Raw genomic sequence first — 7241 nt, 5'->3', positions numbered from 1 at the left:
TTGTAGGACTTGATGAAGTCGCCCCGGAACTTGGTGTCCTCCAGGACGGTGTCGCCCTCGGTGACCTTCAGGACGTTGTCGAGGTTGCGGGCGTACTGGGTCAGCTTCAGGGTGAAGACGGCCTCACCCGTCGTGGTGTCGCACTTCACGTCCAGGGAACGGTTGTGCGCGGAGGCGGGGAGCGCCATGAGCAAACCAGCGGCAACGACGGTCGCGGCAACGCCGATGGACTTGCCGGCGGTTCGTGCGAACTGCATGAAGACTCCTGATGGGGATTTGCGGAGACGCATCACCCTATACGCGTAGGGGTGGAGCGCGGTTCATATTAGGCGCTGATCCATTCGTGTGGAACCTCGGGTTCGGGTTACCGGAAACAACCGGCCCGGATTGCTCCGCTCGGCCGAACGCGCGGGTCAGCCGTTGTCCGGTCGTGTGGAATTCGTTACCTGAACCTGTAACGCGGCGGCGGGTAAATGGCATTAGCGGGCTCCGGCGCCCCTGTCCGGGGCCCCGTCCGAACAGGCTGAAAAACGACTCTGGTACGTTGCCATGCCCAGAAAAAGCGGCGGACACGGTGCGTGACCACTGGGAACGGTGTGCAACCAAGTTGCAACCGACGGCCCGGCGCGTTCCGCCCTTTCCGGTATCCGGATACCGTCGGGCAAATCAGGAACGACCCCGCCGCATTGTTGATCACCCTCCGTAAATAGGGGGTGGCTTTCCGGTGTCACGAAGAAGGCCGCGCCCCGCGAAAGCGGGACGCGGCCGTACCGGTGCCCGTGCCGACGTTCCAGGTCAAGGGCCTCGGGAACCTGCGGAAACAGCCTCACCGACCGCCGGTAGCACCCGCCGGCGCCGCCCTGCGGTTCACCCCGCCGCCACGTCCGCGGCAACCGGAGAATTGTTCCAATTACGCGCCTCGCCGAGCAGCCCGATCATCCCGGAAACGAGCCGCAGCTGTTCGACGCCCCGGATGTCCGCCTCCACCAGCCGCGGCGAGCACACCACCACGGCGAGCGCCTGCGCCCGCGACAGCGCCACGTTGACCCGGTTGCGCGAGAGCAGGAAGTCCAGCCCGCGCGGCAGGTCCACCGCCGACGAGGACGTCATGGTGCTGATCACCACCGGCGCCTCCTGCCCCTGGAACCGGTCCACCGTCCCCACCCGCACCTCGCCGAACCCGCGCCGCTCCAGCTCCCGCTTCACCAGCCGCACCTGCAGGGTGTAGGGGGCGACCACGAGCACGTCCGAGCACTCCAGGGGCCGCCTGTCGCCCCCGTCCACCCACTCCCGCCCCACGATCGCCGCGACCAGCTCGCCGACAGCCGCCGCCTCCTCGTCGGACTTGGTGGTGTTGTGCCGGTGGTCGACCTCCCGCACGTACAGCCCCGGCTCGATCCCCACCACCCTCCGCGCGCCAGCGCTCTCGTGCGCGTGCAGCAGCCCCGCGTACGACAGGTTCGACACCGGCAGGCACACCGACGGGTGCATCCGCCGCGTCTGCGCCAGGAAGTAGCCCAGCTCGGGCGGCATCACGTCCGCGTCCCCGATGACGTGCCCGAGCGCCGACGCGTCCGCGCCCGCCGGGTGCGTGCCCTGCACGACCTGCGGCAGCTGCTGCGGATCACCCAGCAGCACCAGGTTCCGCGCGGCCGTGGACACCGCGAGCGCGTCGGCGAGCGCGAACTGCCCGGCCTCGTCCACGATCAGCACGTCGAACGGCTGCTCCCGCATGGCCGCGTTGGAGAACGTCCACGCCGTGCCGCCGACCAGGTGCCCGCCGCCCTGGTCCTCGCGCCAGCGCAGCAGCGCCGGGTTGTTCTTCGTCTGCTCCCACAGGCAGTCCTTCACCGGCTGCCCCTTGGGGTTCTTGGCCGCCGGTATCGGCACCCCCAGCTCCCGCCCGGCCTTGATGGCGGCGGTGAGCACGTTCTCCACGGCCTTGTGGCTGTTGGACGTCACCCCGACGCTGCGCCCGCCCGCGATCAGGTGCGCGATCAGCCGCCCCGCCAGGTACGTCTTGCCCGCGCCGGGCGGCCCCTGCACCGCCAGCACCGACCCGGCCAGCGCGTCCACCGCCCCGATGACGTCCGCGATCACGTCACCCGACTGCGGCAGCGCGTCCGTCCTGAGCCGGGGCGCGAGCCGCCGGGCCAGGTCGACGCCGGGGTGCGCGGGCAGCTCGGGCAGGTGCTCCACCACCAGCCGCGCCAGCTCGTACACCGCCTCGTCCTTGGGCGCGGGCCGCACCGGCGACCCCGGCAGCACCGCCACCGGGTTCCCGCCCCCGGCCTCGTCGGGGGAAGCGCTCTCCAGCAGCACCACCTCGTCGGCGGACTCGAACAGCACCTCGGCGTCGCGGGTCTCGCTGTCCGGCGTGCCGGGGTAGAGCAGCCGCACCTTCTCGCCCTTGCTGAACGGGTGCGGCCGGTCCGGGTCGCAGCGCACCCGCACCTCCCGCTTGGCCTTCTTCACCCGCCCCGAGGGCTGCACCCAGTCGTCCGCCCGCACCGACACCGCGACCGCGCACGAGCTGTCCGACTCCAGCTCCGACAGCGGGGCCGCGAGCTGCCGGAAGAAGTCCCACCACGCCGGGTTCGTCTCCCGCCGGTGGTACCCGACCGCCGCCGCCAGCAGCGCCCGCGCCCGCTCGTCGTCGGTGAAGTCGGCCGGGTTGTCCGGCAGGCCCTCGATCAGCGGGTCCACCACGGCGGCGATCCGCTCCGCCCGCTCGGCCCGCCGCTGCTGGGCGATCTCGTCCTCGATCTCCTCGTACAGCGACTGCTCGGCCGCGCGCGGCTCGATCCCCGCCTCCTCCCGCACCTGGAGCAGGAACCGGTACAGCCGCAGCGTCGACACGCAGTCGTAGGCGTTGTACTCGGCGATCCCGTCCAGCACCTCCTCGGCGCGCCCGGTGTCGCCCATCGAGGTCAGCACCAGGTACTCCTCGTACGCCTCGATGCTCGACACCGCGTTCTTGACGTCGCCCGAGCGGGCCTCGGGCATGTAGAGCGGCTCCAGGTACTTGATCGAGTACGACCGCTGCGACACCCGCAACGCCTTGCGCACCACCGCGTACAGGTCCACCAGCGCGTTCGACCGCAGCAGGTGGTCGACCTCCTCCTCGCGCGTGCCGTGCAGCGCGGCGAGCCGCTTGAGCGCGCTCACCTCGTAGGGCGCGTAGTGGTAGACGTGCGCGTCGGGGTGCTCGGCCAACCGCGAGGTCGCCAGGTCGACCAGGCGCTCGAACGCGGCCTTCTCCTGCGGCCGGGTGTGCGCCCAGAACGGGGTGAACACCTCCTCGTGCGTGACCACGCCGAACAGGTACTCCAGGCCCTCGCCCGCGAGCGCGTACGGGTCGCCCTCCATGTCGAAGAACAGGTCGCCGGGACTGGGCTGGGGGAGCGACGCGAGCGCGTCCGGCACCACGACCTCGTAGGCGACCTTGCCGACCGGGTTGTCGCGGGTGCGCGAGGTGTCCTGGATGACCTGCAGCGCGGCCTGCGCGCGCAACCCGGCGAACGTCCCCTGCGACATGGTCGTGGGCCGCTCGGTGTTGGTGGCGTTCGCGAGCGCGTCGATGGTGTCCAGCCCGGCGGAGGCGAGCTTGCGCCGCTGGTCGGTCCGGATGCCCGCCACCAGCGACAGGTCGCGGGAGCGCTCGCGCCCGTCGGCGCAGTGCGCGGAGAACCGGCAGGTGGCGCACGCGGGCCGCTCGTCGTCCCACAGCCTCGCCGGGAGCGCGGGCGGCGCGGCGAGGGTGGCGCGCAGCCGGGCCCGCAGGTCGGCGACGATCGGCAGGAAGTCGGAGACCCGGAACGTCCTGGTGGTGTTGTCCCCCAGCAGCAGGTGAGCCTTCGGGCCCGCCTGGTCGCCGAGCGCCGCCGAGTACGCGGTCAGCTGCACGACCGCGGCGGGCGTGGGGTGCCGGGCGAGCTTGGCGTCGTGCGGCTCGTACCCCTCCCCGGTCAGCACGAGGAAGTCCGCCCGCCCGTGGAAGTCCCCGTCGTAGAAGACACCCTGGTAGATCACCGGGACCCGGCGCGCGATGGCGTCCCTGGTCAGCGCGGCGGCCTCCACCAGCGCCTCGTGCACCGGGGCGGGCTGCGGCACCTCGAAGACCTCGCCCGCGGCCAGGAACCGCTCCAGCACGGCCTTCTCGTGCGCGAGCCCGTGCCGCGCCGCCAGCAGGTCCTGCGGGGGAGCGGGCTGCGGGGCGTCGGGCACGCCCTTGGTCAGCGCGGTGGTCAGACGGGAGCGGTGCTCGCACTCCAGCAGGTCGACCAAGTCACCCGGTGAGTGGACGTGCCTGCCGTTGGCGCTGAACATGCACCGCAGTATCTCCACCCGGCTGACCCGATCGGTGGAGGGGGCACGGCGTTTTGCCCACCGGCCCCCGCCGACCCGACCGGTCCGTCACCACGAATAGGGGCCGTAGTCCTTCAGGAAGCACCCGTACAGGTCCTCGCCCGCCTCGCCGCGCACCACCGGGTCGTACACCCGCGCGGCCCCGTCGACCAGGTCCAGCGGCGCGTGGAAGCCCTCCTCGGCCATGCGCAGCTTCGTGAAGTGCGGGCGCTCGTCGGTGATCCACCCGGTGTCCACCGAGGTCATCAGGATGCCGTCCTCGAACACGTCCGCCGCGCTGGTGCGCGTCAGCATGTTCAGCGCCGCCTTGGCCATGTTCGTGTGCGGGTGCCCGGCGCCCTTGTACCCGCGCCCGAACACCCCCTCCATGGCCGACACGTTCACCACGTACTTGCGCCGCGCCTTCGACGCGGCCATGGCCGGGCGCAGCCGCGACACCAGGATGAAGGGCGCGGTGCTGTTGCACAGCTGCACCTCCAGCAGCTCGACGGGGTCGACCTCGCCCACCGTCTGCACCCAGCTGTTGCTCTCCGCCACGTCCGGCACCAGGCCGCCCGCGTCGATCAGCGACGACCCGGCCACCAGCGCCAGCGCCGTCACGTCCACCCCGGCGCCACCCGGCAGGCCGCCGGTCAGCGCGGGCGGGTGCGCGGCCGAGCTGTGCCCGAAGCTCACCAGCTCCGGCAGCGGCCCGGACGGCAGCGGGTCGGACTCGGCCGCGACCAGCGGCGCGTACGCCCCCGGCGAGCGCCGCACGGTCTGCGCCGCGTTGTTGATCAGGATGTCCAGCGGTCCGGCCGCCGCCACCGAGTCGGCCAGCGCCACCACCTGCGCCGGGTCGCGCAGGTCGATCCCGACCACGCGCAGCCGGTGCAGCCAGTCCCCGCTGTCGGGCATCGACGCGAAGCGCCGGACCGCGTCGTGCGGGAACCGCGTGGTGATCGTGGTGTGCGCGCCGTCCCGCAGCAGCCGCAGCGCGATGTACATCCCGATCTTGGCCCGCCCGCCGGTGAGCAGCGCCCGCCGCCCCGTCAGGTCGGTCCTGGCGTCCCGCTTCGACCGGTTCAGCGCCGCGCACCTCGGGCAGAGCTGGTGGTAGAAGGCGTCCACCTGGGTGTAGCGCTGCTTGCAGATGTAGCACGGCCGCGCCTTGCGGAAGGTCCCCGCCGACTCGCCCGGCTCGGGCTCGCGCAGCAGGATGCCCGCGGTCTCGTCGTCGATCCGCGTGGGCGACCCGGTCGCGGTGGCCGCGATCACCGAGTTGTCGGCGTCCAGCACCTCCCGCCGCCGGGCCGTCTTCCGGTTCTTGCGCACCTGCTTGTAGATGCGGGAGGTCGCGCGCCGGAGCGCGATCGTGTCCGGGTGCTCGGGCGGCAGGTCGTCGACCTGCGCCAGCACCCGCAGCGCGATCTCCATCTCGGCCGGGTCGATGCCGGGCACTGCTGCTGGTTCCACCGGCGGTACTTCGGCGGGGGAGCCCCCGGCCTGCGCCTGTTCGGACGTGCTCATCGCCGTGGAACTCTACCTGGGGAGAAATTGCCCCCTGACGGGTGAATTTCGCAGTCGCCCCCGCTAGGGTCCCCGGCATGTCTCCTGCGGCTGGCGGTCCCAGGGTGCGGCGGTTGGCCCACCCGGACGCCGACATCAGGGCCCGAGCGCTCGGACTCCCACGGGGACGTCCGGTCGTCGCGCTGCTCGGCAGCCCCGAACCCCTAGATCCCGAGCTGTCCGCCACCGTCCTGCCGGTGCTGCGGACCGTCCTGTCCGAAGCCCGCCGAGCGGGCGCCGTGGTCCTCACCACCGGCGCCGACCTGGGCGTGGCGCACCTGGCCGGCCTGGCGTCCGAGGCGCTCGACGCCGCGCCGAGGCTGGTGGGCATCGCCCCCGGCCGCCTGGTCGCGGCCGACGACGCCGAACCCCGCCCCGGCGAGCTGCCGCTGAACCAGCGCCACGACACGGCCGTCCTGGTCCCCGGCTCCCGCTGGGGCGACGAGGTCCCGGCGCTGCTGCGCGTGGTCGACGCGGTCGCCCGCAAGCGGCCCGCCCTGGTGGTCCTGCTCGGCGGCGACGAGGGCGCCCGCGCGGCGCTGGTGGAGCACCTCGGCCACGACCGCCCCCTGCTGCTGCTCGCGGGCACCGGCGGGCTGGCCGACGAGCTGGTGTCCGGCGCGCTCGCCGACGAGGACGTCGGCGTGCTCGCCCGAGCGGGCCAGGTCGCCGTCGTGCACGTGGACGAGGGCCCGGAGCGGGTGCTCGCGGTGCTGCGCGGCGTGCTCGGCTCGAAGGCGGGAACCCCGCTGCGCGCCGACGCGCCCGCGCTCGCCCTGTGGCCCCGGCTGCGCTTCCGCGCCCCCGACGCGCGCCCCGTCGTCGACCCCGGCTTCGTGCTCGACTACCCCCTGCTGGCCGACGCGATCCACGAGGCGAACGAGATCATCGCGCCCGCCCTGCACGAGTGCGAGGTGGAGTCGCTGCGGACGCGCGAGCGCGGCAGGCTGCTGGCCTCGGCGGCGATCCTCGCCGGTTTCGCGACCACCTCGTTCGCCGCGCTCCAGGTGTGGCTGCGGGACGTGCCGTGGCCGGGCGTGCTCGTCGCGGTGGCGGGCGCGGCTGCCGCCGTGCTGGCCGTGGTCTCGCGCGGCGCGGACGACGTCGAGTTCCGCTCGCGCGCCGAGCTGCTGCGGGCGCTGTACTTCGACCACCTGTCCACGCCACCGCCGAAGAACGAGGCGGAGCGGGAGGAGCGGGTCCGCGCGCTGGTCACGGCCGTCGCGCGGCACCGCCACGAGCCGGTGGGCGCGGCGTGAGCGGCGACGGCATCACCGACCGCCTCGGCGGCGGGGACCAGGCGAAGAAGAAGGGCAGGCCGCTCC

4 protein-coding genes are annotated in these 7241 nt (G+C 73.0%); 1 reads left to right on the top strand and 3 read right to left on the bottom strand.

Going from position 1 to position 7241, the window contains the following annotated elements; all coding sequences use genetic code 11:
- From ACTUAL_RS04740 to ACTUAL_RS04730, 3 genes are all read right to left on the bottom strand, one after another.
- On the bottom strand, positions 1-257 hold a 257-nt coding region (locus ACTUAL_RS04740; protein WP_440899383.1), incomplete at its 3' end, for a hypothetical protein.
- Positions 258-867: 610 nt separating this feature from the next.
- Positions 868-4329 carry a TM0106 family RecB-like putative nuclease gene (locus tag ACTUAL_RS04735; protein ID WP_440899384.1) on the bottom strand — a complete coding sequence of 1154 codons (3462 nt, stop codon included), beginning with the start codon at positions 4327-4329 and terminating at the stop codon, positions 868-870.
- A gap of 87 nt (positions 4330-4416) precedes the next feature.
- Positions 4417-5784: an SDR family NAD(P)-dependent oxidoreductase gene (locus ACTUAL_RS04730; protein WP_218182456.1), complete on the bottom strand. Its 1368-nt coding sequence runs from the start codon at positions 5782-5784 to the stop codon at positions 4417-4419.
- Positions 5785-5954: 170 nt separating this feature from the next.
- Between ACTUAL_RS04730 and ACTUAL_RS04725 the strand changes: the two genes are divergently transcribed.
- On the top strand, positions 5955-7175 hold the full coding sequence (locus tag ACTUAL_RS04725) for a hypothetical protein (protein WP_218182401.1): 1221 nt from the start codon (positions 5955-5957) through the stop codon (positions 7173-7175).
- Positions 7176-7241: the final 66 nt, after the last annotated feature.

The organism is Actinosynnema sp. (assembly GCF_052038725.1).
Note: the sequence above shows the minus strand (reverse complement) of the source record. Positions and strands in the feature narration are given on the sequence as shown.